Source organism: Ruegeria sp. YTSC106 (assembly GCF_059609765.1).
Map to the genome: position 1 here is coordinate 277,671 of NZ_JBXWMI010000003.1, position 23,853 is coordinate 301,523.

27 protein-coding genes and 1 tRNA gene are annotated in these 23,853 nt (G+C 58.2%); 12 read left to right on the plus strand and 16 right to left on the minus strand.

Annotation, left to right across the window (positions count from 1 at the left end; genetic code table 11):
* Window positions 1–3 precede the first annotated feature (3 nt).
* The 5 genes from AC2FEB_RS05760 to AC2FEB_RS05780 all read right to left on the minus strand — a co-directional run bounded on the left by AC2FEB_RS05760 (window position 4) and on the right by AC2FEB_RS05780 (window position 4,139).
* Window positions 4–1,188, minus strand: a complete 1,185-nt coding sequence (locus AC2FEB_RS05760) for a vWA domain-containing protein (protein ID WP_299893900.1) — start codon at window positions 1,186–1,188, stop codon at window positions 4–6.
* 4 nt (window positions 1,189–1,192) lie between these two features.
* Window positions 1,193–1,363 (minus strand): hypothetical protein, encoded by a 171-nt coding sequence (locus AC2FEB_RS05765; RefSeq protein ID WP_496671201.1) that lies wholly within the window; start codon window positions 1,361–1,363, stop codon window positions 1,193–1,195.
* Window positions 1,364–1,370: 7 nt separating this feature from the next.
* On the minus strand, window positions 1,371–2,738 hold the full coding sequence (locus AC2FEB_RS05770; RefSeq protein ID WP_496671198.1) for a DUF2927 domain-containing protein: 1,368 nt from the start codon (window positions 2,736–2,738) through the stop codon (window positions 1,371–1,373).
* Window positions 2,735–3,124, minus strand: a complete 390-nt coding sequence (locus AC2FEB_RS05775; RefSeq protein WP_371415303.1) for a GNAT family N-acetyltransferase — start codon at window positions 3,122–3,124, stop codon at window positions 2,735–2,737. Before AC2FEB_RS05775 ends, AC2FEB_RS05770 begins: the two co-directional genes overlap by 4 nt.
* Window positions 3,125–3,293: 169 nt before the next feature.
* Window positions 3,294–4,139 (minus strand): AAA family ATPase, encoded by an 846-nt coding sequence (locus tag AC2FEB_RS05780; RefSeq protein WP_117868689.1) that lies wholly within the window; start codon window positions 4,137–4,139, stop codon window positions 3,294–3,296.
* Between the two features lie 382 nt (window positions 4,140–4,521).
* Between AC2FEB_RS05780 and dksA the strand changes: the two genes are divergently transcribed.
* Window positions 4,522–4,944 carry an RNA polymerase-binding protein DksA gene (dksA, locus tag AC2FEB_RS05785; protein ID WP_117872703.1) on the plus strand — a complete coding sequence of 141 codons (423 nt, stop codon included), beginning with the start codon at window positions 4,522–4,524 and terminating at the stop codon, window positions 4,942–4,944.
* Between the two features lie 73 nt (window positions 4,945–5,017).
* Window positions 5,018–6,163, plus strand: coding sequence for an FAD-dependent monooxygenase (locus AC2FEB_RS05790; RefSeq protein WP_496671194.1), 1,146 nt, complete (start codon window positions 5,018–5,020; stop codon window positions 6,161–6,163).
* A 4-nt stretch (window positions 6,164–6,167) separates the two neighbouring features.
* Here the strand turns inward: AC2FEB_RS05790 and xth are convergent, their stop codons facing one another.
* A complete protein-coding gene (gene xth / locus AC2FEB_RS05795) occupies window positions 6,168–6,947 on the minus strand; it encodes an exodeoxyribonuclease III (RefSeq protein ID WP_496671191.1) in 780 nt (259 codons plus the stop codon).
* A 278-nt stretch (window positions 6,948–7,225) separates the two neighbouring features.
* Window positions 7,226–7,549 (minus strand): HesB/IscA family protein, encoded by a 324-nt coding sequence (locus tag AC2FEB_RS05800; RefSeq protein ID WP_496671189.1) that lies wholly within the window; start codon window positions 7,547–7,549, stop codon window positions 7,226–7,228.
* A gap of 76 nt (window positions 7,550–7,625) precedes the next feature.
* Between AC2FEB_RS05800 and AC2FEB_RS05805 the strand changes: the two genes are divergently transcribed.
* A complete protein-coding gene (locus AC2FEB_RS05805) occupies window positions 7,626–8,765 on the plus strand; it encodes a deoxyguanosinetriphosphate triphosphohydrolase (protein ID WP_496671186.1) in 1,140 nt (379 codons plus the stop codon).
* Here the strand turns inward: AC2FEB_RS05805 and AC2FEB_RS05810 are convergent, their stop codons facing one another.
* Window positions 8,766–9,317, minus strand: a complete 552-nt coding sequence (locus AC2FEB_RS05810; RefSeq protein ID WP_496671183.1) for a putative pterin-binding protein — start codon at window positions 9,315–9,317, stop codon at window positions 8,766–8,768.
* Window positions 9,318–9,450: 133 nt separating this feature from the next.
* Between AC2FEB_RS05810 and argS the strand changes: the two genes are divergently transcribed.
* From argS to AC2FEB_RS05840, 6 genes are all read left to right on the plus strand, one after another.
* Complete coding sequence (gene argS, locus AC2FEB_RS05815) at window positions 9,451–11,196, plus strand: arginine--tRNA ligase (RefSeq protein ID WP_496671180.1); 1,746 nt, start codon at window positions 9,451–9,453, stop codon at window positions 11,194–11,196.
* Between the two features lie 39 nt (window positions 11,197–11,235).
* The gene (locus AC2FEB_RS05820; protein ID WP_496671177.1) at window positions 11,236–12,348 is read left to right on the plus strand and encodes an SPOR domain-containing protein; all 1,113 of its coding nucleotides are present in this window, start codon (window positions 11,236–11,238) and stop codon (window positions 12,346–12,348) included.
* Entirely contained in the window at window positions 12,345–13,352 is a 1,008-nt protein-coding gene (nagZ, locus tag AC2FEB_RS05825; protein WP_117872708.1) for a beta-N-acetylhexosaminidase, read from the plus strand. Before AC2FEB_RS05820 ends, nagZ begins: the two co-directional genes overlap by 4 nt.
* Window positions 13,342–14,136 (plus strand): segregation and condensation protein A, encoded by a 795-nt coding sequence (locus AC2FEB_RS05830; protein ID WP_299893879.1) that lies wholly within the window; start codon window positions 13,342–13,344, stop codon window positions 14,134–14,136. Before nagZ ends, AC2FEB_RS05830 begins: the two co-directional genes overlap by 11 nt.
* Window positions 14,129–14,779 (plus strand): SMC-Scp complex subunit ScpB, encoded by a 651-nt coding sequence (scpB, locus tag AC2FEB_RS05835; protein WP_117868697.1) that lies wholly within the window; start codon window positions 14,129–14,131, stop codon window positions 14,777–14,779. Before AC2FEB_RS05830 ends, scpB begins: the two co-directional genes overlap by 8 nt.
* A gap of 65 nt (window positions 14,780–14,844) precedes the next feature.
* Window positions 14,845–15,060 (plus strand): hypothetical protein, encoded by a 216-nt coding sequence (locus tag AC2FEB_RS05840; protein ID WP_496671173.1) that lies wholly within the window; start codon window positions 14,845–14,847, stop codon window positions 15,058–15,060.
* A 3-nt stretch (window positions 15,061–15,063) separates the two neighbouring features.
* On the opposite strand, the gene AC2FEB_RS05845 is transcribed toward AC2FEB_RS05840, so the two are convergent.
* The 8 genes from AC2FEB_RS05845 to AC2FEB_RS05880 all read right to left on the minus strand — a co-directional run bounded on the left by AC2FEB_RS05845 (window position 15,064) and on the right by AC2FEB_RS05880 (window position 20,420).
* Window positions 15,064–16,143, minus strand: a complete 1,080-nt coding sequence (locus AC2FEB_RS05845; RefSeq protein WP_496671171.1) for a 2'-deoxycytidine 5'-triphosphate deaminase — start codon at window positions 16,141–16,143, stop codon at window positions 15,064–15,066.
* Window positions 16,144–16,204: 61 nt separating this feature from the next.
* Window positions 16,205–16,281: transfer RNA gene (locus tag AC2FEB_RS05850), tRNA-Pro, on the minus strand.
* A gap of 61 nt (window positions 16,282–16,342) precedes the next feature.
* Entirely contained in the window at window positions 16,343–16,948 is a 606-nt protein-coding gene (locus AC2FEB_RS05855) for a MerR family transcriptional regulator (protein WP_496671168.1), read from the minus strand.
* 18 nt (window positions 16,949–16,966) lie between these two features.
* Window positions 16,967–17,269, minus strand: coding sequence for an integration host factor subunit alpha (gene ihfA, locus AC2FEB_RS05860; RefSeq protein WP_117868701.1), 303 nt, complete (start codon window positions 17,267–17,269; stop codon window positions 16,967–16,969).
* Window positions 17,270–17,365: 96 nt separating this feature from the next.
* On the minus strand, window positions 17,366–18,337 hold the full coding sequence (locus AC2FEB_RS05865) for a beta-ketoacyl-ACP synthase III (RefSeq protein WP_117868702.1): 972 nt from the start codon (window positions 18,335–18,337) through the stop codon (window positions 17,366–17,368).
* A 21-nt stretch (window positions 18,338–18,358) separates the two neighbouring features.
* Window positions 18,359–19,447 carry a phosphate acyltransferase PlsX gene (gene plsX, locus AC2FEB_RS05870; RefSeq protein WP_299893868.1) on the minus strand — a complete coding sequence of 363 codons (1,089 nt, stop codon included), beginning with the start codon at window positions 19,445–19,447 and terminating at the stop codon, window positions 18,359–18,361.
* A 24-nt stretch (window positions 19,448–19,471) separates the two neighbouring features.
* Window positions 19,472–19,678: a 50S ribosomal protein L32 gene (gene rpmF, locus AC2FEB_RS05875; RefSeq protein WP_008756996.1), complete on the minus strand. Its 207-nt coding sequence runs from the start codon at window positions 19,676–19,678 to the stop codon at window positions 19,472–19,474.
* Between the two features lie 205 nt (window positions 19,679–19,883).
* Entirely contained in the window at window positions 19,884–20,420 is a 537-nt protein-coding gene (locus AC2FEB_RS05880; RefSeq protein WP_496671162.1) for a YceD family protein, read from the minus strand.
* An 85-nt stretch (window positions 20,421–20,505) separates the two neighbouring features.
* Here AC2FEB_RS05880 and AC2FEB_RS05885 point away from each other — a divergent pair, with 85 nt between their 5' ends.
* From AC2FEB_RS05885 to AC2FEB_RS05895, 3 genes are all read left to right on the plus strand, one after another.
* Window positions 20,506–20,979: an outer membrane protein assembly factor BamE gene (locus tag AC2FEB_RS05885; RefSeq protein WP_117868705.1), complete on the plus strand. Its 474-nt coding sequence runs from the start codon at window positions 20,506–20,508 to the stop codon at window positions 20,977–20,979.
* A 100-nt stretch (window positions 20,980–21,079) separates the two neighbouring features.
* Complete coding sequence (locus tag AC2FEB_RS05890; protein ID WP_496671159.1) at window positions 21,080–21,820, plus strand: GNAT family N-acetyltransferase; 741 nt, start codon at window positions 21,080–21,082, stop codon at window positions 21,818–21,820.
* Between the two features lie 68 nt (window positions 21,821–21,888).
* Complete coding sequence (locus tag AC2FEB_RS05895; RefSeq protein ID WP_496671156.1) at window positions 21,889–23,697, plus strand: ABC-F family ATP-binding cassette domain-containing protein; 1,809 nt, start codon at window positions 21,889–21,891, stop codon at window positions 23,695–23,697.
* Window positions 23,698–23,853: the final 156 nt, after the last annotated feature.

A 23,853-nucleotide genomic window follows, 5' to 3' on the forward strand; every position in this document is an offset into this window, starting at 1 on the left:
TGGCTACCGAGTCAGTTCCCTCATGCCCTGTTCCAGACCGGCCAGAGTCATTGGCACCATGCGATCTTCAAAGATTTCACGGATCATGCCGATGGAATGGGTGTATTCCCAGTACTTCTCGGGCACAGGGTTGATCCACAGGTTCGATGCCCATTGATCCCGCGCGCGTTGCAGCCAGACCTGACCGGCTTCTGCGTTCCAATGCTCGTTTGCGCCGCCGGGATAGGCGATCTCATAGGGGCTCATCGAGGCGTCGCCGACGAAGATGCACTTATAGTCACTGCCATAGGTGCGAAGAACCTCGTGGGTCGGGGTCTGCTGATCCCACCGGCGGCGGTTGTCGCGCCAGACACCTTCATAGAGGCAATTGTGGAAGTAGTAGTATTCGAGATGCTTGAACTCGGTTCGCGCGGCTGAGAACAATTCCTCGACCACCTTGATATGCGGGTCCATTGATCCGCCGACATCCAGAAACAGCAGTACCTTGACTGCGTTGTGGCGTTCGGGGCGGGTTTTGACATCCAGATAGCCATGTTCGGCGGTGGCGCGTATGGTGCCATCCAGATCCAGTTCCTCGGCAGCGCCTTCGCGCGCCCAGCGGCGCAGGCGTTTCAAAGCAACTTTGATGTTGCGCGTGCCCAGTTCAACCGTGTCGTCCAGATTCCTGAATTCCCGTTTGTCCCAGACTTTGACCGCGCGCTGGTGGCGGCTTTCCTTCTGACCGATGCGGACCCCTTCGGGGTTGTATCCATAGGCCCCGAATGGAGAAGTTCCGGCTGTGCCGATCCACTTGTTTCCGCCCTGATGACGGCCTTGTTGTTCCTTGAGGCGTTCGCGCAGTGTTTCCATCAGCTTGTCGAACCCGCCAAGCGCTTCGATCTCGGCTTTTTCTTCATCCGACAGGTGTTTTTCGGCCAGTTTGGCCAACCAATCACCGGGGATATCGACGGCCTCCAGAACCTGATCGAAACTGATTTCGTTCAGCCCTTCGAAACTGGCGGCAAAAGCGCGGTCGAACTTGTCGATGTTGCGTTCGTCCTTCACCATCGAAACGCGGGCGAGATAGTAGAACGCCTCGACATCATAGGTGGCGAGACCCTTTTTCATACCTTCCAGAAAAGTCAGATACTCCCGAAGCGATACCGGGATGCCAGCTTTGCGAAGGTTTTCGAAGAAGGGCAGGAACATCGCGTCAGGCCACCAAACGCACCAGAACCAACGAGATCGCCAGACCCACCAGCGCAAAGGCAATGCCGTACCCGGCTGCATATTGCGCCATATCGGCCCGATTGCCGCTGCGCTTTTTCGCGGTCAGGGCGCCCAAGGTTGCACCCAGTGCCGCCATTCCCAGAACTACCAACATATGTGTGTCATCCGTCTTTCGTGCTATCGGCGTTTCTTCGGCCACCATCCTGCGACAACGACTGGGCCACCAGATCCGAACCAAACCCGTACCGCGCCCATCCCAGGCTGTCCAGCCTGACGACCCGTGCCTTCTGGATCTGTCCCGCCTGTCTCAGTGCCTCTGATTTCAGCAATAACAATGTGGCCAGCAAAGAGGCATTTTCAGCTCGGGTCATGACATCGATGGCCCTGTCCAGTTCAGGCAGAACACTGGGCCCCTTATCCTGTGCCAGCGCAAACGCTGCGGTTTGAGTCGTTACATAGGCCTGATGCACGTCTGTTCCGGGCGTGGCCTTCAGGAACTGTTGCGCAATCTGAAACTGGCGCTGGGCTTCGTTGGGGTCTCGGAATTGTTCCATCCTGCCCATCAGGTAATGGGGATAGGCGCGGCGGTGATCTGTCCAACCCTGTTGCTGACCGATCCGTGCCGCTTTTCGCGCCGCGCGCATCTGTCTGGGCGAACCCGACCCGGGCCCCAGTGATTTCTGAATCGCGTCAATCCACTCGCGCGGCGTATCCGTGAAGGGTTGAACGGCCACTCTGTCCCCTCGCGGGTTCAGCTTGCCAAGAACTCCTGGAATGACAGCGGCGACCTGATCTCGGGTCATGCCGGTGCGCAGTTCCGGTGCATAAGCAGCCCGCAGGATCAGCATATCGAATCCGGTCAGAACAGTATGAATGTTGTCGTCGTTGAACACCGAATCCGGCAGATGGTAGAGGTCGTTCAGCGGACCAAGGGCCTGTGCCAGTTCTTCATGCAGACAATCACGTATTTCCTGCGGACTAACGTCGTATGGGATGAAAATCCCAAGCCGTTCGCGTTTTCGAAGCTCGGTCCAACTGCTTTTGATCTTTCGACGGTCACGTCGATACTCTTCAAGGCTGGACGAGTTGGGGACCACAAAACACGCCGCGTTGGGCAGAATGCGCAGAATGTCTTTCTGACTGACGGCTTCGATGGTGATATTGGCCTGACCCTCGTTGACCTGCCGGATATTGATCCCGGCCTCGCGCCGTAGGCGATTGAGCAACCGGGTCAGGTCCTGCTGCATGCTTGCGGTCGGTGATCCGGTCAGACGGACTGTGACCGGGGTCTCAAATCGCGTGAAAACGGGCAGGGCGGCCCCGCTTTCCAGCTCGAAATGCAAGGACAAGAAGTCAGAGGCGATGTTTTTGTTGGACCGAGCGGGCCGCGAGGGATGCGCAGTCGAAAAAGATTTGGCAGGCGGCAAAGTCGCTTCGATGGACTGGACCTGACCGGGAAGCTCGATTGTTTCAACCGTCGCGCAGCCAGAAACAACCAGTGCCAGAAAAAGGGCACTCAATCGCTTCATGAGCGGGCGTACTTGATGAACGGTGTCAGTGTTCCGATGCGATCATACAATTGCCGCGCAGTATGGTTGAACTCCTGGGTCAGCCAATAAACCGATGGCGCGCCCTGACGATCGGCCTCATCATAGACTGCTTGGATCAAGGCCCGCCCAACGCCGGAACCCCTTGCCTCGGGTCGTGCGAACAGGTCCTGCAAGTAGCAGACTTTTTCCACCTTCCAGGCATGACGATGAAACAGGTAATGTGTCAGTCCGACCAGAGCGCCATTCTGCTCGGCAACGAAACAGGAAAAATCCTGCGGGTCGTCGCCCAGCAGTCTGCAAAAGGTTGTTTCGTATATGTCATCGGGCAGGGCCGTTTCGTAAAATGCCAGATAATCCCGCCACATGTCGGCCCATTGGCTTTTGTCCTCGGCACGCAGGGTGCGGATTGTCAGTGCATTAGCCAAGCGATACATCCAGTTCTGTGGGGGCGAAGCTCTGTCTCGCCAGATAGGCCGATGCTGACATTCGGGTCGTCCCAAGGCAAGCCATGATCACCGTCCCTTTACCTGCCGGCTATCGCTTGCCGCGTGCCAAGAAGGCCAGACGTTCGAACAAATGCACATCCTGTTCATTCTTCAGCAACGCACCGTGCAGTTTCGGCAGCGCGTCGGTACCGCCACGCTTGAGGTCTTCGGCACTCAGGTCTTCGGCCAGCAGCAGTTTCAGCCAGTCCAGCACCTCGGATGTCGATGGCTTTTTCTTCAGCCCCTGCGTGTCGCGGATTTCATAGAACTGGGTCAGGGCTGTGGTCAGCAGCGCCTCCTTGATGCCAGGATGATGTACTTCGACGATTCGACGCATCGTAGCCTCATCCGGAAAGCGGATGTAGTGAAAGAAACAGCGGCGCAGGAACGCGTCCGGCAATTCTTTTTCATTGTTCGAAGTGATGATAACGATAGGGCGGTTCTTGGCCCGGATCGTTGCCCCTGTCTCGTAAACATGGAACTCCATCTTGTCGAGTTCCTGCAGAAGGTCGTTGGGAAACTCGATATCCGCCTTGTCGATCTCATCGATCAGCAGAACAACCTTTTCGTCGGCCTCGAAGGCCTGCCACAACTTGCCTTTGCGGATGTAGTTCGACACGTCATGAACACGTTCCTCACCCAGCTGGCTGTCCCGCAAACGGCTGACCGCATCATATTCATACAGGCCCTGCTGCGCGCGGGTGGTGGATTTCACGTTCCACTCAATCATCCTCAGCCCCAGCGCGCCGGCCACCTGTTTGGCAAGCTCTGTCTTGCCAGTGCCGGGTTCGCCCTTGACCAGCAATGGACGCTCGAGTGTGACAGCGGCGTTCACGGCAATTGTCAGATCGTCAGTGGCGACATATTCGGCTGTACCTTGAAAGCGTGCTGTCATGGGCCTCTCGTATGGTTTTGCGTGATCCGTGGGCTGGTTGTGTTTTCCGGGTTACAGACGGCCAACGATTTTGACAACCCGCGTCCATGCGTCGGTTGAGGCGATTTTAGTAAGAACTCCAAGCCCTTTTGGTTGATTCGCGTGCGGGAATGTGTCCTGCTGATTAACGCCTGCCTCAAAAAGGCCCGCTAATTTTCATAGAAAAATAGGGTTTTGTTGTTGTTTGTCTCATATTTAGACAAAACAGCGCTTGGGCGTGCTGAAGCAACGTTTGTGTAGTGACAATCCCACGCTCGTCGGCTAAATGCTGCGCAGAAGGGGGTGCCAAATGTCAGGTGAAACAACCGCGACCGACGTTTCTGGCCATACCGAGGGAGCAAATATGAAACAGGAAGTTTTTCTGCCGGAAGATTACCGCCCGGCCGAAGATGAACCTTTCATGAATGACCGTCAGCTTGAGTATTTCCGCCGCAAGCTGTTGGATTGGAAGAATGAACTTTTGGCGGGCAGCCGCGACACGATCGAAGGGCTGCAGGACAACACCCGAAACATACCGGATGTCGCAGACCGAGCGAGCGAGGAAACAGATCGCGCTTTGGAACTGCGGACACGCGATCGTCAACGCAAGCTGGTCGCCAAAATCGACGCAGCCCTGCGTCGGATCGAAGAAAGTGAATACGGGTATTGCGAAAAGACCGGCGATCCGATTTCGCTGAAACGTCTTGATGCACGTCCGATTGCAACCATGACGCTTGAGGCGCAAGAGCGCCACGAGCGCCGCGAAAAAGTCCACCGCGACGATTGATCGCCGGGTGCAACTTGAGAATTTCGAACGCCGGGGCCTGTGGCTCTGGCGTTTTTGCGTTAAGCGGTAGGGCATGAAGATCAATCGGTTGAATTTCTGCGTTATTGGCGGTGGCATCGGTGGCTTGGCGTCTGCGTTGGCGCTGCGGCAACACGGGGCGCACGTCACCCTGCTGGAGCAAGCCCCGGCACTGACTGAGGTCGGCGCAGGTCTGCAGATCAGTGAAAACGGGATGTGTGTGTTGCGCGCGCTTGGGGTGGCGGATCTGTCTGTCGGTCAGAAATCCCATGGTACGATCGTCCGTGATTACCGCAAAGGGCGCGTTGTCAGCCGACTGCCTGGGCCGTCGGCTGGTCCGACCATTTATTTTCACCGTGCCGACTTGTTGAATCTGCTGCATACTGCGGCCCGCAACGCCGGTGTGGATGTCCGCCTGGGGGCCAAAGTTTCCAACGTGCAAAAACACTCCAACGAAGCTGAAATCCTGTTGGCGAGCGGCGAGCGGCTGCGCGCCGAATGTGTCATTGCCGCCGACGGTGGTCGAAGCGCGATTCGCCCGGTCCTGAACGGGCCCGAAACTCCCGCGTTTACGCACCAGGTCGCCTGGCGCGCAACCATTCCCTGGCGACCAGATTCAGACGTGGTGGCGGCATCCCTGACCATGGGGCCGGGTCGGCATGTCGTGACCTATCCTTTGCGCGATCAAAGCATGATGAACATCGTTGCGGTCGAGGAGCGCTCGGATTGGCGCGAAGAGGGATGGAAGCTGAGGGGTGATCCGGACGAATTGCGCGCACGTTTTTCAGGATTCGGCGATCCGGTACGTGAGATTCTGTCAAAGGTCTCCGATGTGAATCTGTGGGCTTTGTTCCTGCGCCCGGTCGCAGAAAAATGGCAGAACGGTCGTCTGGCATTGCTGGGGGACGCGGCGCATCCGACCTTGCCGTTCATGGCGCAAGGCGCTTGTCTGGCGCTGGAAGATGCCTGGACGCTTGCGCGATCATTCGACGAGCACCCGGGTGTCACCAGCGCGCTTGCAGCCTACGAGAAAACGCGCCGACCAAGGGCAGAAAGCGTGGTTGCCGCTGCCGGGTCGAACGCACGCAATTTCCACCTTTCAGGCCCCGCCCGTTTGGCGGCCCAATGTGCGCTTATGGCAATCGGGGGGAAATTGTCGTGCCGTTACGAATGGATATACAGCTACGACGTCACGGCCTGAAACACTATATGTCCAGATCGACCCAGACAGGCACATGATCCGAGGGTTTTTCATGTCCGCGCACGGCTGCATCAATCTGGCAATCCCGCATAAGATCCGCCGCTTGTGGGGTCAGCAGAAAGTGATCGATCCGAATTCCGTCGTTTCGGTTCCAGGCCCCGGCCTGATAATCCCAAAATGAATAGTGTCCCGCGCTTTGGGTGGTGGCCCGGAACGCTTCGGTGAAGCCCAGATTCAGGATTTTGCGAAATGCGGCGCGGCTTTCAGGGCGAAACAATGCGTCTTCGCGCCATGCTTCGGGGCGTTTGGCGTCCTCCGCCTGCGGGATGATGTTGTAATCCCCCGCCATCAACGTAGGCTCTTCTGTTGCCAACAAAGTGCGGGCACGGTCGTATAGCCGTTCCATCCAAGCCAGTTTGTAGTCGTATTTCGGGCCAAGTGCCGGATTGCCATTGGGCAGATACAATCCACAGAGCCGAAGAACCTTTTTGCCAACGACAGTGGCTTCGATCCAGCGGGCCTGTTCATCCGCGTCATCGCCTGGAAGGCCGCGCGACACGTCCTCGAGTGGAAGTTTCGACAATATTGCTACGCCGTTGAAGCTTTTTTGCCCGTGAGTTTCCACATTGAATCCACGCTCTTCGAATATCTCGCGCGGGAAGTTTTCGTCGACCGACTTGATCTCTTGCAACAGCACAACGTCCGGCTGCGCTTCATCCAGCCAACGGGGCAGGGCCTCGACCCGCGCCTTGATGCCATTGATGTTGAACGTGGCGATTTTCATGCGCGATCCTCCGAAGACTTGGTGCAACCTATCGCTCAGAACGGGTCCAACGGCAAGCCAGAGATCGGATTTGCGAGGCTCTGCCTCGCGCTCCGGGATATTTTTGGCCAGATGAAGAAACGGATTTTTAACTGAATATCTTCAAATTGAAGTGGCGGTACAGGCGGGGACGCCGATGACCGCGCCAGGTGAAGCCCTCTGGTCTTTCGGTCAGAGGGCGGACCGCTGCTTCATCTGGCTGAAAATATCCTGGGGGTGTGGGGGCAAAGCCCCCACGGTTACATCGAAAAAGATGTGCCGCAACCGCAGGAAGAGGTGGCGTTGGGGTTGTCGATCACAAATCGCGCGCCGATCAGTTCTTGGGTGAAGTCGATGACGGCGTTTTCCAGGAAGGGCAGCGAAATGGCGTCAACAATGACTTTTTGCCCTTTACCTTCAAGGACCAGATCATCTTCTTTTGGCGTATCCAAAGCGATTTCGTATTGAAAACCCGAGCAACCGCCGCCTTCCACTGCGACGCGCAATGCCTGACCCTGATCCGCCGCGCCGATTTCGGCGAGGCGTTCGAAGGCGCGTTCCGTGACTGATGGGGGCAGATTCATGCCGGTCTCCAATGGTTTCCTTCCATTACGCCATACAATATAGAAAGCGCAAGGACAGGCGACAAGGACAGGCCATTTGGACAGAGCTAGTTTTGCCTCGGATCCGGACCGCACCAGGGGGCGGTTTGTGCCCGAGGAGGAAAGCAGTTTCCGATCATGCTTTCAGCGCGACCGGGACCGGATCATTCATGCCAGTGCCTTTCGGCGCCTCAAGCACAAGACGCAGGTGTTTGTTGAACACGAAGGTGACAGCTACCGCACCCGCCTGACCCACTCCATTGAGGTGGCGCAGGTGGCGCGGACCATTGCCGGTGCTCTGGGGTTGAACCCAGAGCTGACCGAAGCCGTGGCCTTGGCGCATGATCTGGGACATACGCCTTTTGGACATACCGGCGAGGACGCGTTGCACGCGTTGATGAAACCCTACGGAGGTTTTGATCACAACGCTCAGGCCATTCGGATCGTCACAAAGCTGGAGCGCCACTATGCAGAATTCGACGGGTGCAACCTGACTTGGGAATGCCTGGAAGGTATAGCCAAGCACAATGGGCCGGTTACGGGCGATCTGCCATGGGCGTTGGCCGAATGCAATCAGGGTTTCGATCTTGAACTGCACACCCATGCCAGCGCGGAAGCCCAGGTTGCGGCCCTTTCCGATGACATTGCCTACAACAACCACGATCTACTGGACGGGTTGCGCGCGGGGTTGTTCTCGGACGACGATCTGCAAGACCTTCCGATCGTCGGTGTCTGTTACGCCGAGGTGGATGCCAGATACCCCGGGCTGGATTCCTATCGCCGGCGTCACGAAGCGCTAAGGCGGGTTTTCGGGGTCATGGTGGGCGATGTCATCAACACCTCTCACGATCTCATTGCCGTGTCTGGCGCGCAGTCCGTCGAAGAAGTTCGTCATCTTGGGTATCCTGTCATCCAGTTCTCGGATGAGGTTCGGGCGCAACTGCGCGAAATCCGGGCGTTTCTGTTCACCCGGATGTATCGCGCTCCCAGTGTGATGTCAGTGCGGGAGGACGTGGCAAAGATCGTGGAAGATCTGTTTCCGATTTATTTGAATGATCCCAAGCAGATGCCTGCGCGCTGGCATGATGACATTGAAGCTGCCGGGGACGAGACAGGTTTGGCCCGTATCGTTTCCGATTACATTGCGGGCATGACCGACCGATTTGCCTTGCAGGACCATGCCCGGCTGACCGGCTGATCACTCCACAGCGATATAGGCGATGGCCCAGACTTGCTGAGCTGCTTGTTTGGCGGACTGATCGACGTTCTCTGTCGGAGGGAAGACGATCATCGTCGGGCCATAACCACCGATCCCCATCGGTGCGCCATCAGAATGCGTTGCTATGATCGGTTTATGCGTGGTGATGCTGTTCCAGTCGATTGCAGCCTGATACCCATCCAGCGCCATGGGAAGAGCGGTTTTCCCCTCGGCCCCTGCCATCGTCATGACGTCTGACAAAAGCGGGCCTGAGAACCTGTAATCACGCTCATTGCCCGGAGGACCATACGGGATTGTGATCTCGAGCTGCTCCAGCCCGTCCAGCATGGCAGCATCAAACCCTGCCGCGCCGTCATGCGTGACCTCCAGATAGCCCAGCAGACCGCCGTCATTCTCCCCCCGCGCGGGCAGGTTTGTTTCGCTGACCGCGCCGCCCAGCGTCAGCAGCACATGGCCTTGCGGTTGGGGTAGGTCGGCCAGTGCAGGCAGGGCGGCGGACAAAAGCAAGGCAATAGACAAGGGGCGGTGCATCAACGGTCTCCGGTATCTTCGAACATGCCCGAGATTAGCGAGTTGTTCCGCCAAACCAAGCTGAAACATTAGGCTTCCATTGACCTTGCCGCGTTGCGTGGTAAACCCCGCGACAAGCAAAAGGACATCCGAAATGAACCTGTTTTCCGAGATCCGCGGCCTTGTACTTGACGCTCTGGCGCAGATGCAGTCCGAAGGCGCACTGCCCGAAGGGCTGAGCTTTGACAACGTGGCGGTCGAACCTCCGCGTGATGCCGCGCATGGGGACATGGCGACCAACGCCGCGATGGTGCTGGCGAAACCAGCCAAGATGAAGCCGCGCGACATTGCGGATGTGCTGGCAGGGAAACTGGCGGCGGATGATCGGATCACAAGCGCTGAAGTGGCGGGCCCCGGTTTCCTGAACCTGCGTCTTGCGCCGTCCGTCTGGCAAGGCGTGTTGGCGGCGGTGCTTGAAAAAGGCACCGATTACGGGCGTTCGACCATGGGGCAGGGGCAGAAGGTGAATGTCGAATATGTCTCGGCCAACCCGACCGGCCCGCTGCATGTCGGACACACTCGCGGGGCGGTGTTCGGGGATGCGTTGGCGAGCCTGCTAGCCTATTCGGGCCATGACGTGACCCGCGAATACTACATCAACGATGGCGGCGCGCAGGTGGACGTGCTGGCGCGGTCGGCCTATGAGCGCTATCGCGAGGCCAACGGCCTCAGCCCCGAGATTGCCGAAGGGCTGTATCCCGGCGATTATCTGATCCCGATCGGAGAGGCGCTGAAAGAGAAGTACGGCGACAGCTTGATCGACAAGCCGGAAAGCGACTGGCTGGAAGACCTGCGCGAGTTTTCGACCGACGCTATGATGGATCTGATCCGCGCCGACCTGAAGGCGCTGGGTGTCGAGATGGACGTGTTCTATTCCGAAAAATCGCTTTATGGTACCGGAAAGATCGAGGCTGCGCTTATGTCCCTGACCGATAAGGGCTTGATCTACGAAGGCGTGCTGGAACCACCCAAAGGCAAAAAGCCCGAGGATTGGGAGCCGCGCGAGCAGACCTTGTTCAAATCCACCGAGCACGGCGATGACGTCGACCGCCCGGTCAAGAAATCGGATGGCAGCTGGACGTATTTCGCCCCGGATATCGCCTATCACTATGACAAGGTGACACGTGGTTTTGACGCGCTGATCGACGTGTTCGGCGCGGACCACGGCGGCTACGTCAAACGGATGAAGGCTGCCGTTTCGGCTCTGTCCGATGGCAAGGTGCCGCTGGATATCAAGCTGACGCAGCTGGTGAAGCTGTGGAAAAACGGCGAGCCGTTCAAGATGTCCAAACGGGCAGGGAACTTTGTCACCCTGCGCGATGTGGTCGATCAGGTTGGTCCGGATGTGACCCGTTTCGTGATGCTGACCCGCAAGAACGACGCACCGCTGGATTTCGATTTTGACAAGGTGCTGGAGCAGAGCCGCGAGAACCCGGTGTTCTACGTGCAATACGCCCATGCCCGGGTGATGAGCGTGCTGCGCCGTGCCGCCGAGGCAGGGATCCCAACAGATGATGTGACGCTTGCCGGCGCGGATCTGAGCAAGAACGATCACGTCTCGGAACTGACTGTCGCCAAGAAGCTGGCCGAATGGCCACGCCTGGTCGAAATCGCTGCGCGGACCAACGAACCGCACCGCGTCGCCTTCTATCTGTATGAACTTGCAGGGGATTTTCACGCGCTCTGGAATAAGGGCAATGACGAAACCCAATTGCGTTTCATTCAGGATGGCGATGTTGCCACAAGCCAGTCGAAAATTGCATTGGCCCGTGCCGTTTCTGTTGTGATTTCAGCGGGCTTGGGTATTCTTGGCGTTACCCCGGCGCAGGAGATGCGGTAACCAATACCGCCCGAACCGCCGGTACGAGGTAGGCAAGAAATGACCCGCGCGCCTTTTTTCTGGCGCGAAACGGGCAGTGAGGCGGACATGGCGAGTTACGATTACTTGGGGCACCAAAGCCCCGAGCAGATTCATTACCCGAATCAAACGCATTCCGAGGATGCGTATGACTATCCCGAAGACATGCAGGATTATGATGCGCCACTTGGCGCGTTCGGACTGGGGCGGGCCGTCAATTTCTTGGGTGCCGTCGCATCGCTGGCACTGGTCGCCGGTGTCGGTATCTGGGGATACCAGCTTGTCATGCGGGATGTCAGCGGCGTGCCGGTCGTGCGCGCGGCCGAAGGGCCGATGCGTGTGCAGCCCGAAAACCCGGGCGGAACACCCGCCGATCATCAGGGCTTGGCCGTCAATGCGGTGGCCGCCAAAGGCAGCGCTGCCGCTCCGGCGGATCGCCTGATCCTTGCGCCGCGGCCGGTCTCGTTGACGGATGAAGATGTACCCGCAGCTGATCTGAAGCCGACGCCAGCGCTGCATGTGGTGGAAAAGCCGATCTCGACCCAGGAAGCCGCTCGATTGCGCCAGAACGCAGTGGATGCGCTGGTTGCGGAACTGGCGGGTGAGGCGGCCAAAACGCAGCAAGAATTTGAAGATGGCGTGCAGGTGGCATCGTTGACCACCCCCGAGGAAGAACCCGCAATTGATCCGGCCGATTTCGCAGCGGCCTTGCCGGATCCGGCCATTGCCGAATTGCCGGGCGTGCGCCGATCCGTGCGCCCGTTGACCCGTCCGGCGCGTGCCTCTCGCAGCCAGGTGTCGCCGAGCGAGAATTCTGAAGAGGCGATCAATGCGGCGGTAAAAGCTGCGGTTGGGTTGGATGTCGATCCTGATACGCTGGAGAAGGGCACGCGTCTGGCACAGCTTGGGGCCTATGACAGCACCCAGGTGGCGCAATCGGAATGGGATCGCCTGAATGGAAAGTTCGGCGAATATATGGCGGGAAAACAGCGCGTTATTCAAAAAACTTCAAGCGGCGGACGCACCTTTTACCGTCTGCGCGTGCTGGGCTTTGAAGACCTGAGCGACTCGCGTCAGTTCTGTGCTGCGCTTGTCGCGCAGGGGGCTGATTGTATCCCGGTGGCCGTTCGGTGAAATTCGGTGCCACGATCACCGATGCTCAGGGCTTGCGCCTGACGCAAAAGGAAAGAGATCTGTTTCGCCAGATGAACCCGTTCGGGTTCATTCTGTTTGCCCGCAACATCGAAAACGCCAAACAAGTACGCGCCTTGTGTGATGATTTCCGCGAGGCGGTCGGGCGCAATTGCCCGATCACCATCGATCAGGAAGGTGGGCGCGTGCAGCGCCTGCGGGCGCCGTTGGCCCGCGAATGGCTGCCTCCGCTGGACCATGTGACCAATGCCGGAGAACAGGCCGAGCGCGCCATGTATCTGAGGTACCGCCTGACTGCTGATGAACTGTTTGGCCTGGGAATTGACAGCAACTGTGCGCCCATGGTGGACGTCGCGCGACAGGAGACGCATAAGTTCCTGAAAAACAGATGCTATGACACTGATCCTGAACGAGTTTCCAGAATCGCGAAAGCCGTGGCGCAGGCCCATTTGGACGGCGGTGTGCTGCCGGTGCTCAAGCACATCCCGGGCCATGGACGTGCCACGTTGGACAGCCATCATGACTTGCCGCATGTGGATCTGCCCTTGGAGGAGCTTGAGCGCAGCGATTTTGTGCCGTTCCTGGCCTTGAACGACCTGCCGATGGGGATGACCGCGCATTTGGTCTATGATCGGATTGACCCGCAGCCTGCCACCATCTCGGTAACCATGGTGGATGTGATCCGCAACAGGATTGGCTTTGAGGGGCTGATCATGACCGATGACATCGGGATGAAAGCGCTTAGCGGAACGCCCGCTGACGTGTCGCGGCAAGCCATAAGCGCGGGCTGTGACGTCGTTCTGCACTGCAACGGAAGCTTTGCCGAGCGCGCCCAGGTGATGGAAGCTGCCGGAGAAATGTCTGATGTGGCACAGGCCCGCGCAGAACGGGCGCTGGCGATGCGCAAACGCCCGCTGGAACTTGACATCCCTGCCGTCGAAGCGGAACTATCTGCCCTAATGGGCGGGCAGGTATATGAACGATAACCTTTTTAGCGAAGACCCTGTCTCGGTCGCGGATCGTCTTGCGGCCGAAGCGTTGATCGTTGACGTCGATGGGTTCGAAGGCCCGCTGGATGTTCTGCTGACCCTGTCGCGCACGCAAAAAGTTGACCTGAGGAAAATCTCTGTCCTTGCGCTGGCGCAGCAATACCTGGCCTTTGTCGAAAAGGCGCGGGCGCTGCGTATTGAACTGGCCGCCGATTATCTGGTGATGGCGGCCTGGCTGGCGTTTCTCAAGTCCCGCTTGCTGCTGCCGCCAGACCCGGATGACGAGGGACCCTCGGGCGAGGAACTGGCCGCACATCTTGCGTTTCAGTTGGAACGCTTGCAGGCGATGCGCGATGCTGCCGCACGGCTAATGGCGCGTGATCAGCTGGGGCGCGATTTCTTCAAACGCGGGCAGGGCGAAGATATCACCCGCATCCGAACCGTGACCTATTCCGCCACGCTGCTGGATCTGATGCAGGGCTATGCCCGGATCCGCACGCGTGATGAATTCCGCCCGTTTGTGATGGATCGCGATTCGGTATTCACCATGGAACAGGCGCTGGAAAGAATGCGCCCGCTGATCGGGTTTGCCGGGACATGGACCGATATGGAAGCTTACCTGCCCGATGGCTGGGATTCCGACCCGGTACGGCGCAGGTCGGCAACGGCGGCGACCTTTGCGGCCTCGCTGGAGTTGGTGAAAGAAGGACATATGGAAATCAAGCAGAGCGAGACATTCGCTCCGATCCATTTGCGCAAGAGGACCGAGACACGTGACTGATGCCCCCGAAGAGACCGGTACGCTGTTCGAGGCCCCTCCACTGGCTGAACAGGAACGCATGGTCGAAGCCGTTCTTTTCGCCAGCGCCGATCCGGTGACAATTGCGGATCTTGAAGCGCGGATGCCCCATGGCAGCGACGCGGCACAAGCAGTTGAATCGCTTCAGAAGCGGTATGAGGGCCGTGGTGTACGCGTGGTGCGCGTAGGAGACGCCTGGGCCATCCGCACGGCCCCTGACCTGGGCTTTCTGATGCAGAAGGAAACGGTCGAGACCCGCAAGCTCAGCCGCGCTGCGATCGAAACTCTGGCCATCGTGGCTTATCATCAGCCCTGCACGCGGGCCGAGATCGAGGAAATCCGGGGTGTCTCGGTTTCGCGCGGAACAATCGATCAGTTGCTGGAGATGGAGTGGATCAAACTGGGCCGCCGCCGCATGACTCCCGGTCGTCCGGTGACGTTTGTGGTAACACCTGAGTTTCTGGATCATTTTGGGCTTGAGAACGCCCGTGACTTGCCCGGGCTAAAAGAGTTGCGGGCAGCGGGATTGCTGGAGAATCGTCCTCCTCCGGGGGCCATCCCACTGGGCGAGGGCCGCGAGGACGAGAGCGACGAAGACCAGACCGAACTGTTCGAGGAAGAGTGATCGCGCAGCCCTTTTGTTGCCGCATAAAGCGCGTATCTATATGCGTAAGGACACGGAGTTGAGCCATGAATGCAAACCGGATCATTGACATGATTGTGCGTCAGGTCATGCGCCGTCTTGTCAACAAGGGTGTGAACAAAGGCATCGATTTGGCCAGCCGCAAGGGCAACGGATCGGGCGCATCGAATGAGACCAGTAAAGCCAGCGCACCACGCCATGCACAGAGCCTGCGGCAGGCACAGCGCGTGACCCGGCAAATGCGCCGGTTCATGAAATTCTAGGGATTAGCCAACAGCTTTGAAGTGCTTCGACAGTTTCAGGCCCTGACCCTGATAGTTCGAGGCAATGCCCGCACCATATAGTTGCGTCGGCATCTCCGCCATTTTCTCATAGACCAGACGTCCGACGACCTGCCCGTGCTCCAGCACGAATGGCGCTTCGTGGCAGCGCACCTCAAGCACGCCACGGGAACCGGCACCCCCGGCAGCGGCATGGCCAAAACCAGGATCAAAGAAGCCTGCATAGTGCACTCTGAACTCACCAACCATCGCCAGATAGGGCGCCATTTCAGCCGCGTACATTGGTGGAATATGCACCGCCTCGCGACTGACAAGGATATAAAACGCGCCGGGGTCCAGGATAATGCAACCATCCTTGGTCCGGACCTCTTCCCAATAGTCCTGCGGGTCGTATTCACCGATTCGATCCAGATCGATCACCCCGGTGTGTGGTTTGGCGCGATAGCCGACGAGATCGGTATCAGGCAGTTGCAGGTCGACCGAAAAGCCCAGACCGTCCTGAATGACCGCAGGTCCGTCCACCAGCGGAGATTCGGCATGTAAGGATCTCAGTTCGGCATCTGACAACACGGCCTGGCCTTGTCGGAAACGAATTTGGTTCAGGCGCATCCCGGGACGAACCAGAACCGAGAAGGAGCGCGGGCAGATTTCGGCATAAAGCGGGCCTGTGTACCCTGCGGGCACCCGGTCAAACTCGGTGCCGCCATCGGTGATGGTCCGTGTCAAAAGATCGAGTCGCCCGGTCGAGCTTTTGGCGTTGGCCACAGCGCTCATGTTGTCGGGCAGGGCAAGCGATTCCATCAGGGGCACCAGATAGACGCAGCCTTTTTCCAGAACCGCACCGGCCGAGATGTCGATGCGGTGCATCTCAAACTCTGCCAACCGGTCCGTGACAGTCCGGCCTTCGCCCGCAAGGAATGAGGCGCGTACTCGGTAAGCCACTGTTCCCAGACGCAAATCAAGGCTGGCGGGTTGAATCTGCGCAGACAGAACCTCTGGGTCGGCTGTGATCTCACCGCGCGAGATCATCGCCTCTAGCTGTTGGTTCGGGCAAACACCTGTCATCTCGATCCCCCCTGGTGCCAGAGCGGGATCTGGCCTGTATGCCATAAACGTCGGTGTAATTTGGTCGGGCTAGCAGGACTCGAACCTGCGACCTTCCGTCCCCCAGACGGACGCGCTACCAGGCTGCGCCATAGCCCGACGTTGGGGTGTTCATAAAGATTTTCCCGGCAGGGGCAAGAGGAAAACAATGCCTTTTGTCCTAACCCGTCGCCTGTGTTTCGACACGGTCCAGCCAGCGGCGCAGGTCTTTCGCAATCGGAGCAATGCGCCGCAACAGGTCATCATCAAAATCTGTCTGTTTCCACGCAAGCGACGCGATTCCACCCATCAAAGGCGCGGCATCCAGTTCGGGCTCTGGTTCCGGCTGTGCCGCAGAAGATTTACGCGCGTTGGCCTGCGGGCCTTCTTTCTCCGAATGCTCGGACGGTTCGCCCAGATCCATACGAATCTGCTTCTTGGCGGTTGCAGGCTTAGGTTCAAACGGTACCACGGTGTCCTGGACGGGCTCAATCGGGGCGGGGACGGGGTCGTCCAGAGACGGGGACAGCGCCGCGACATGTGCGACGCCCTGTTCGCGCAGGATACGCTGGACGCCTTTTATCGTAATACCGTCTTCGTGGAGCAGTTTCTTGATTCCTCCCAACAGACGCATGTCGTTGGGGCGATAATACCTGCGTCCGCCTGCGCGTTTGACTGGTTTTACCTGAGTGAATCGGCTTTCCCAGAATCGCAGAACATGAGCCTGAACACCGAGCCAGTCCGCAACTTCACTTATGGTGCGAAAGGCATCGGGGGACTTACTCATAACCTGGACGTCCTGAACTTACTTACGGTTCCCGGCGGCGACGCGATCTTTCATCAGATGCGACGGACGGAAGGTCAGTACACGGCGCGGCTGAATTGGCACTTCCTCGCCGGTTTTAGGATTGCGACCGACACGTGCCGTCTTGTCCCGAACACTGAAGGTGCCGAAAGACGAAATCTTCACCTGCTCGCCGCTTACCAATGCATCGGACATATGGTTCAGAACGCTTTCAACCAGCTGCGCACTTTCGTTTCGTGACAGACCTACCTCACGAAAGACAGCTTCGCTCAGATCCATTCGAGTCAGTGTTTTGTCGCCCATGCCATTTCCCCTGTTGCTGTAGAAGCATATGGGTATGGCAAATTCGCTGTCAATATCAATGAATTGCGGGCGGCTGTGTAAGCTGGTTTGCGCCGGTTACCAGCGCAGAACTACCGCGCCCCAGGCCAGACCGCCGCCAATGGCTTCGGTCACGATCAGATCGCCGGTTTTGATCTGTCCGCGTTGCTTGCCCACGGACAGGGCCAATGGGATGGATGCGGCCGACGTGTTTCCGTGATCCTGAACGGTCACAACCACGTTTTCCATCGGCAGGTTCATTTTCTTGGCCGTGCCCTGAATGATGCGGATGTTGGCCTGATGCGGCACGATCCAATCCACGTCCGAGCTGCTCAGCCCCGCTCGTTCCAACGCTGTTTCCGCTGTTTTCGTAAGCTTTTCAACGGCATGACGGAAAACCTGATTGCCCTGCATGCGCAGGTGCCCGGTGGATTGGGTCGAAACGCCCCCGTCGACATAAAGGAGGTCTTTGAAACGCCCGTCTGAATTCAGGTCGGTTGCCAGAATACCGCGATCATCCGCAGTGCCTGTGCCGTCCTGCGCTTCCAGCACCAGAGCGCCGGCGCCATCACCGAACAGCACACAGGTGGACCGGTCGGTCCAGTCCATGATCCGCGAGAATGTTTCCGCTCCGATTACCAGCACGCGATTGGCTTGACCGGAAACAATCAGCGCATTTGCGTTGGAAAGGGCAAAAACGAATCCTGCACAAACAGCCTGAACATCAAAAGCAAAGCCCTTGGTCATGCCCAACCGTGCCTGAACCATGGTGGCAGCCGAAGGAAAGGTCAGATCCGCCGTTGAAGTCGCCAGAACGATTGCATCAATATCATCCGCCGTCAGACCTGCGTCAGCCAGCGCGGCTTCGGCGGCCTTGGTGGCCAGATCGGATGTCGTCTCGTCTTCGGCAGCAAAGTGGCGGCGTTCGATCCCCGAGCGGGTCTTGATCCATTCGTCGGTCGTGTCCAGGGTTTTCTCAAACTCGGAATTGGGAACAACGCGTTCGGGTAAATAATGCCCGACACCTGCTACAACTGAACGGCCTGCCATTTTAGGGTACTGCCTTTTTTGTTATTTATCTGTTTGCGGCGCTGATTGCGCGGCATCTTGTGCAAGCTGGGCAGTGGATGCAACCCGCGCAGCCAATTTTTCGGAAAAGCCGGACTGCGCCAGAGTGAAGGCCAGTTTGATTGCAGCTGACACGCCTGTCGCGTCAGCGCCGCCGTGGGATTTCACCACGGTGCCGTTCAGCCCCAGAAACACGCCACCATTCACGCGCCGCGGGTCGATCCGTTTCTTCAAACGGTTCAGCGAGGTGATAGCCAGAATCGAGGCCAATCGGGATAGGGGAGAGTACTTGAAGGCCTGACGCAACAGGTCCCCGATCAGGCTTGCCGTTCCTTCGCCGGTTTTGATCGCAACGTTGCCGGTAAACCCATCGGTTACAATGACATCTGCTTTGTCACCAGGGATGTCGCTACCTTCGACGAACCCTACAAAGTCGAAATTCGCTTGCTCCGCGAATTCCGCAATCATCGAATGCGCTTCTTTCAGTTCGGCACGCCCTTTGTGCTCTTCGGTGCCGACATTCAGCAGTCCGATCCGGGGGCGGCCCAAGGCCATACCGTTACGTGCATAGGACGCGCCCATCAGCGCGAATTGCAGCAAATCCTTGGCGTCGGCGCGCACATCAGCGCCGACGTCCAGCATCACGTTGAACCCTTGAGGGTTGCGCGAGGGCCACAGTATCGCGATGGCCGGTCGATTCACGCCCGGCAGTTTGCGCAGGCGCATCATCGACAGGGCCATCAACGCACCGGTATTGCCGCAGGAAACCGCGCCATGGGCTTCGCCCTGGCGTACCGCTTCCAGCGTGGACCACATCGAGGTCTCTTTGCCGTTGCGCACAACCTGACTGGGTTTGTCTTCCATCGTGACCACGCCGGGGCAATCACGAAAAACGACGCGCCCCTCAAGGACACGCCGTTTGGCGACAAGCTTGCGCAATACCTGTTCGGGCCCGTGTAACAAGAACCTGATATCCGGGTTCTTGTCGGCCGATTTAGCAAGACCGGCAACAACGACCGAGGGACCCGCGTCACCACCCATAGCGTCGACCGAGATGGTGATCCGTCCGGCGTGCGTGGGCTGTTCAGTCATGCCTTGGTCTGCACTCGATCAGGCTTAGGCTGCGTCTTCGTCCAGATCGATTTCGTCGGCCTGTGCGACGACTTCGCGATCATCATAGTGGCCGCAGGATGCGCAAACGTGGTGCGGGCGCTTCAGCTCGCCGCAGTTCGGGCATTCGTTCGGGTTTGCAGCAACCAGAGCGTCGTGTGCGCGGCGGTTGTTGCGACGCGACTTGGAAACTTTGTTCTGTTGGACGGCCATGGTCTCAACCTTTGTCTGACTAGGGGTCGCAGAATCGCTGCCGACCCGGGTTTCGTAGTTCGTTTATCGTGGTTTGACGCGCGTTTAGGCGACGAGCCCCGCAATGTCCAACCCAAAATCCGATGAGCGCGCGAAAATACTGCGATTCTCGGTATGTTCAAGCGATTTTTCTGACCGCCTGCTATGACAGGAAATCCGTCATCTGTCACTCGTCTTTTTTGAGTGCGTCGCGCAATTCCGCCAATCCGGCAAAGGGTTTGACGTCTTCGTCGGTCATCGCCTGTTTTCCGGGTTCGGTAAAGTCTGCCTGTCCCAGTTCAGCCCCGTCCTTGCGCGGGTATTGTGGCAGGGCCAGTGACAGCGCCTCGACCATTACCCGGGCCGGGTCGATCTCGGCACCCAAAGGCTCGGATTCGTCATCTTCGGGAATTTCGAACTCCGGTTCGTCCGGATCGTTCCAATCGGCCAGAAATGTGCGATGCACAGGAATGTCGATCCGGGTTGTTACCGGATCGAGGGTCACGATACAGGGTTGGATCACGGTTGCACCGAGTTTGCCGTTCAGAACCCAGTCGCGCTTGCCCCGGGCCTGCACGTCGCCAGAGAAACTGAGTTTGCGCAGTCCCAGCAGTCCCAGGTCCTGTCTGATCTCATCCAAAGCAGCGGCCGCAGGGCGCAGATCAAAGGATGTCGGGGCGTTCTGGGGCAGGTCAGCCACCCGAAGTGATGTAACGTTGCTCATTCGAGAGCCTTTCTATGTGTTGAACCGTGGCAGCGGTTTCTGTAATCGGATAGAAGCCGCAAGAGGCCAAGGCAAGAGGGTGCGCATGTTGAAGGTAGTGAACCGGTTGAAACCAGCGACGAAATCGCTTGTGTTTGTTGCCTGTCTGGCTGCGGCCGGGGCTTGTACGCCCATCTTCAAGAATCACGGATACGTGCCGCCAGCCGAAGAGTTGGCCGAAATAAAAGTGGGCGTGGATACGCGTGACAGTGTGGAAGAAGCCATCGGGGCTCCGGGTGCGTCAGGTGTGGTGCGGGATTCGGGTTATTACTATGTCCGCTCGCGGGTGCGTCATTACGGCCCGAAACGGCCCGAAGTGGTGGCACGCGAACTGGTCGCCATCAGCTTTGATCAGCGCGGTGTCGTCAGCAATATCGAACGCTTTGGTCTGGAAGACGGCATCGTGATTCCGCTGGAACGCCGTGTGACCGATTCCAACGTTCAGGACAAAGGCTTCCTGCGTCAGCTGTTGGGCAATATCGGCAACTTCAACCCGGCCAATATTCCCGGCGCCAACTAATCTGCGCCAGAGCCTTGCGATGGTCACAAGGCAGTCACATGTCTTGTGCTAACGGTGTCGTGCTGGCACCTGTGGGTCGGCACCCGTGGAGGACGCGACCGTGGCGACGGCAGTTTTGTTGAGCAAAGGGCGCTATCGCGCCCGTCTGGCGCAATCATCTGAGGATATCAGGGCCGCACAAAACCTGCGAACACTGGCGTTCGACACCCGGCAACTGGACAGTGACGCATTCGACACACGATGCAGTCATATCCTGGTTGAGGATATGCGGTCTGCCGGGCGGTTGGTCTGTTGCTTTCGGATGCTGACAATGGATCATGGCCGCGAAATCGGACGCAGCTATTCAGCACAGTTTTACGACCTGAGTTCGCTGGAAGGGTTCAGTGGCCGTATGGTCGAGATGGGCAGGTTCTGCGTTCACCCGAACCAAATCGATCCCGACATTCTGCGTGTCGCGTGGGGGGCAATGACATCCTACGTCGACCACAACAACGTCGAGATGCTGTTTGGATGTTCCTCATTTGCCGGAACCGAGACAGAACATTATCTGGATGCCTTTGCGATGCTCAAACACCGCCATCTTGCCCCGAAACGGTGGCTGCCGCGGGTAAAGGCTCCGGATGTGTTTCGCTTTGCTACGCGTCTGCGGCGCAGGCCGGATACGAAAAAGGCCATGCTGCGGATGCCACCGCTGTTGCGGACCTATCTGATGATGGGCGGCTGGGTCAGCGACCATGCAGTGGTGGACCGCCAAATGAACACGCTGCACGTTTTCACAGGGGTGGAAATCGGGGCAATTCCGCCGGCGCGTAAACGCCTGTTGCGAACGGTGGCCGACTAGCCCGAGTATTTCTGAAAAGGTGAAGACGGGGCGTTGACGCAGTGCGACTGCCGGTTTAGCTGGCAGGCATGGCGAGAATTCCTTTGTTGCAGATGTCCGGCATTTCCCTGACCTTCGGGGGCGATCCGGTGTTCTCCGAGCTTGATCTGGTGGTTCAGCCAGGTGACCGCGTGGCGCTGGTTGGGCGCAACGGGTCGGGCAAGTCTACGTTGATGAAAGTGATGGCCGGTCTGGTCGAGGCTGATCGCGGCGAAATCGTTGTGCCGCCCGGAAAATCCGTGGGTTACATGGAACAAGACCCGACGATGGAGGGCTTTGCCACATTGGGCGATTATGCGTCCAGCGGGTTGGAGCCAGGCGAACTCTACAAGGTTGAACGGGCAGGCGAGGGGTTGAAATTCGACCCTTCACGCGCAATTGAGACGGCCTCGGGTGGAGAGCGGCGGCGCGCGGCATTGGCCAAACTGATGGCCGAGGCGCCGGACCTGATGCTGCTGGACGAACCCACCAACCATCTGGATATCGAAGCCATCGCGTGGCTGGAGCGCGAGCTTGGGTCAACACGTGCGGCTTTTGTGCTGATCTCGCACGATCGGGCCTTTTTGCGCGCACTGACACGGGCGACTCTCTGGATTGATCGGGGCGCTGTCCGACGGCAAGAGCAAGGTTTTGATGCGTTTGAAACCTGGCGGGACAAGATCTGGGAAGAAGAAGACCAGCAGCGTCACAAGCTGAACCGTCTTATCAAGTCCGAGGCCAAATGGGCGGTTGAGGGTATCAGCGCACGGCGCAAACGCAATCAGGGCAGGGTGCGGGCCCTTCAGGCGCTGCGTGCCGAAAAGGCGGCACAGATCAAGCGTCAGGGTTCCGCTGCGATGGCGCTGGAGGCCGGTCCAAAATCGGGCCGCAAGGTGATCGAGGCCAAAGGATTGGCCAAAGGGTTCGGTGACCAGCAGATCGTTCGGAATTTTGATCTGCTGGTGCAGCGCGGTGATCGTGTGGCTTTTGTCGGACCGAACGGGGTTGGCAAGACGACGCTGCTGAAGATGCTTCTTGGGCAGGTGCAGCCGGACGAAGGCTCGGTGTCGCTGGGCACCAATCTTGAGATCGCGGTGTTCGATCAGACCCGTGCGCAACTGGACCCCGAGATGAGCTTGTGGGACAGCCTGACCGGCGACCCCGATATGCGGGTCTCAGGCAAGGCCGATCAGGTGATGGTTGGCGGGCAGCCCAAACATGTCGTGGGATATCTCAAGGAATTCCTGTTTGATGAGCAGCAGGCAAGAGCGGCTGTCAAGTCCTTGTCAGGTGGAGAAAAGGCGCGTTTGCTGCTGGCCAAGTTGATGGCGAAGTCGTCCAACCTTCTGGTGCTGGACGAACCGACCAACGATTTGGATGTCGAAACGCTGGACCTGTTGCAGGAGCTGCTGGACGACTACGACGGCACGGTTCTGCTGGTCAGCCACGACCGCGATTTCCTCGACCGGGTGGCCACAACGACAATTGCGATGGAGGGGAATGGTCGCGCCACGGTCTATGCCGGAGGGTGGTCGGATTATATCGCGCAACGTGGTGATGTGGCAGAGAAAAAGGAAGAAAAAGCAAAAGCTTCGAAGCCAAAAATCAAGCAGGAAACGAAGCAGAAGCCCGGCCTGTCGTTCTCGGAAAAGCACCGGCTGGAAAAGTTGCCTGCCGAGATTGAACGGCTGGAGGCCGAGATTGCAAAGCTCGACGAACTGATGTCCGACCCCGAATTGTTCACCCGCGAACCGGTCAAGTTCCAGAAAGCGATCGAGGCGCTGGTTGAGCGGCAGGAAAAGCTTTCGGCGTCTGAAGAGGAATGGCTGACGCTGGAAGAGAAAGCTGAGGCGAAGTGAACGCAATCTGTGTTTGCTTTAAGGGGCAACGTTTAAAAAGTTGTACAAAACTTGAACCACGAAAATGCTCCGGTTTTGCAGCGGAATCGATTAACCTATCCGCGTCATCTCGTTCAGCGTAAAACCGGCTACGGCCCCTTCTATTGCTTCCATGCA

Coding starts and splice junctions, on each gene's coding strand:
- dksA (WP_117872703.1), top strand. CDS start 4,522: ATGAAACAGGAAGTTTTTCTGCCGGAAGATTACCGCCCGGCCGAAGAT.
- AC2FEB_RS05840 (WP_496671173.1), top strand. CDS start 14,845: ATGAATGCAAACCGGATCATTGACATGATTGTGCGTCAGGTCATGCGC.
- AC2FEB_RS05770 (WP_496671198.1), bottom strand. CDS start 2,738: ATGAAGCGATTGAGTGCCCTTTTTCTGGCACTGGTTGTTTCTGGCTGC.
- AC2FEB_RS05885 (WP_117868705.1), top strand. CDS start 20,506: ATGTTGAAGGTAGTGAACCGGTTGAAACCAGCGACGAAATCGCTTGTG.
- ihfA (WP_117868701.1), bottom strand. CDS start 17,269: ATGGGCGACAAAACACTGACTCGAATGGATCTGAGCGAAGCTGTCTTT.
- AC2FEB_RS05845 (WP_496671171.1), bottom strand. CDS start 16,143: ATGACAGGTGTTTGCCCGAACCAACAGCTAGAGGCGATGATCTCGCGC.
- xth (WP_496671191.1), bottom strand. CDS start 6,947: ATGAAAATCGCCACGTTCAACATCAATGGCATCAAGGCGCGGGTCGAG.
- AC2FEB_RS05880 (WP_496671162.1), bottom strand. CDS start 20,420: ATGAGCAACGTTACATCACTTCGGGTGGCTGACCTGCCCCAGAACGCC.
- AC2FEB_RS05775 (WP_371415303.1), bottom strand. CDS start 3,124: ATGTGGCGGGATTATCTGGCATTTTACGAAACGGCCCTGCCCGATGAC.
- rpmF (WP_008756996.1), bottom strand. CDS start 19,678: ATGGCCGTCCAACAGAACAAAGTTTCCAAGTCGCGTCGCAACAACCGC.
- AC2FEB_RS05820 (WP_496671177.1), top strand. CDS start 11,236: ATGACCCGCGCGCCTTTTTTCTGGCGCGAAACGGGCAGTGAGGCGGAC.
- AC2FEB_RS05765 (WP_496671201.1), bottom strand. CDS start 1,363: ATGTTGGTAGTTCTGGGAATGGCGGCACTGGGTGCAACCTTGGGCGCC.
- AC2FEB_RS05895 (WP_496671156.1), top strand. CDS start 21,889: ATGGCGAGAATTCCTTTGTTGCAGATGTCCGGCATTTCCCTGACCTTC.
- plsX (WP_299893868.1), bottom strand. CDS start 19,447: ATGACTGAACAGCCCACGCACGCCGGACGGATCACCATCTCGGTCGAC.
- argS (WP_496671180.1), top strand. CDS start 9,451: ATGAACCTGTTTTCCGAGATCCGCGGCCTTGTACTTGACGCTCTGGCG.
- AC2FEB_RS05800 (WP_496671189.1), bottom strand. CDS start 7,549: ATGAATCTGCCCCCATCAGTCACGGAACGCGCCTTCGAACGCCTCGCC.
- AC2FEB_RS05810 (WP_496671183.1), bottom strand. CDS start 9,317: ATGCACCGCCCCTTGTCTATTGCCTTGCTTTTGTCCGCCGCCCTGCCT.
- AC2FEB_RS05780 (WP_117868689.1), bottom strand. CDS start 4,139: ATGACAGCACGCTTTCAAGGTACAGCCGAATATGTCGCCACTGACGAT.
- AC2FEB_RS05760 (WP_299893900.1), bottom strand. CDS start 1,188: ATGTTCCTGCCCTTCTTCGAAAACCTTCGCAAAGCTGGCATCCCGGTA.
- AC2FEB_RS05865 (WP_117868702.1), bottom strand. CDS start 18,337: ATGGCAGGCCGTTCAGTTGTAGCAGGTGTCGGGCATTATTTACCCGAA.
- AC2FEB_RS05855 (WP_496671168.1), bottom strand. CDS start 16,948: ATGAGTAAGTCCCCCGATGCCTTTCGCACCATAAGTGAAGTTGCGGAC.
- AC2FEB_RS05830 (WP_299893879.1), top strand. CDS start 13,342: ATGAACGATAACCTTTTTAGCGAAGACCCTGTCTCGGTCGCGGATCGT.
- AC2FEB_RS05790 (WP_496671194.1), top strand. CDS start 5,018: ATGAAGATCAATCGGTTGAATTTCTGCGTTATTGGCGGTGGCATCGGT.